Origin of the sequence: Bifidobacterium catulorum (assembly GCF_003129925.1) — a bacterium.
GTDB lineage: Bacteria > Actinomycetota > Actinomycetes > Actinomycetales > Bifidobacteriaceae > Galliscardovia > Galliscardovia catulorum.
Genome location: NZ_QFFN01000075.1, coordinates 1 through 1,377 on the forward strand (window position 1 = coordinate 1; position 1,377 = coordinate 1,377).

A 1,377-nucleotide genomic window follows, 5' to 3' on the forward strand; every position below is an offset into this window, starting at 1 on the left:
AAGGACTAGGATTTCGCGCTCACCCCAAGTGAGGCACCACTCCGGATTACGCGCTCACTTTCAAATGAGGCACCTCGTCGGGAAGCACATGCCGCCGCCCGCCGCTGTGTGGTACAGAAGCCAAGGGCTCGGTAGCGTTGCTCGACCGTAAGCAGCGGAGGCATCTGTTAGGCTTTGCCAAACGGATGCCGGAGCGAGGCCGAACGGCCTTGAGTGTGTCGAGCAACGCATACCGAGCCCGCCTGCCTCCACTCCAGCAGCCACGACCCCGACAGCATACAAAGGCCCCGCGCACGAAACGGTGCCGGGCGCGGGGCGAAGGCGAATGCGGCAGGGAAAGCCGAATCAGAGCACGTGGTTGAGGAAGTCCCGGAAGCGCGGCTCCTTCGGATGGTCGATGATCTCGGGGCCTCCCTTCTCCACGACCACGCCACCGTCCATGAACACGATCTGGTCGGCCACCTCCCGGGCGAATCCGATCTCGTGGGTCACGCAGATCATGGTCATGCCGGCCTTGGCGAGCGAGCGCATGACGTTCAGCACCTCGCCCACGAGTTCGGGGTCAAGCGCCGACGTCGGCTCGTCGAACAGCATGATGTCGGGGTGCATGGCCAGGGCGCGGGCAATGGCCACGCGCTGCTGCTGGCCGCCGGAAAGCTGCATCGGATAGTAGCTGAGGCGGTCTCCCATGCCTACGCGTTCAAGCTCCTTGATGGCCTCCTTGCGTGCCTTGTCCTTCGGCATGTGGGCCACGTGGACCGGCGCCTCCATCACGTTCTCCAGAGCGGTCATGTGCGGGAAGAGGTTGAACTTCTGGAACACCATGCCGAGCTTGGCGCGCTGCCGTGCGATGTCCTTGTCGTCGAGGGTCTGGAGGACCGTCCGACCGTTGCGTTCGACCTCCTTGTATCCGATCATCTCGCCGTCGACCTCGATTCGACCGCCGGTGAGCGTCTCCAGCTGGTTGATGAGACGCAGCAGGGTGGATTTCCCGGAGCCAGACGGGCCGAGGATCACGGTCACGGTGCCGGATTCCACGGTGAGGTCCACGCCTTTGAGCACGTGGAGCGACCCGAAGGCCTTGTGCACCTGCACGGCCCTGACCGCGGGGACCGTCGTCTTGATGTTCGCGTTCGTGTTCGTCATCATCGCCTCGCTCATGCGTTCAGCCCGACCATGGTGGCCTGGTTCGTCTTGCTTACGTCGTCCTTGGGTTCGCCGTCGGTCTTGCCGGGCAGCGGCGTCTGCTTGCCCTTGGTGCCGATGGGCCTGGCCTCGAAACCCTTGCCGAAGTATTTTTGAGCCTTCGCCAGTTTGTGTGGTGGGGTGTTGAGCCTCGGCGTCGTGGCCGGGGCTTTTGTGTGTGCGGGTATGGAA

General features: G+C 63.7%; 1 protein-coding gene and 1 pseudogene. Both read right to left on the reverse strand.

Annotated elements, in window-relative coordinates:
* Positions 1 to 345: 345 nt before the first annotated feature.
* Positions 346 to 1,149: an amino acid ABC transporter ATP-binding protein gene (locus DF200_RS10535; RefSeq protein WP_170112512.1), complete on the reverse strand. Its 804-nt coding sequence runs from the start codon at positions 1,147 to 1,149 to the stop codon at positions 346 to 348.
* An 8-nt stretch (positions 1,150 to 1,157) separates the two neighbouring features.
* Positions 1,158 to 1,377: pseudogene (locus DF200_RS10540) on the reverse strand (hypothetical protein); the annotation flags it as partial.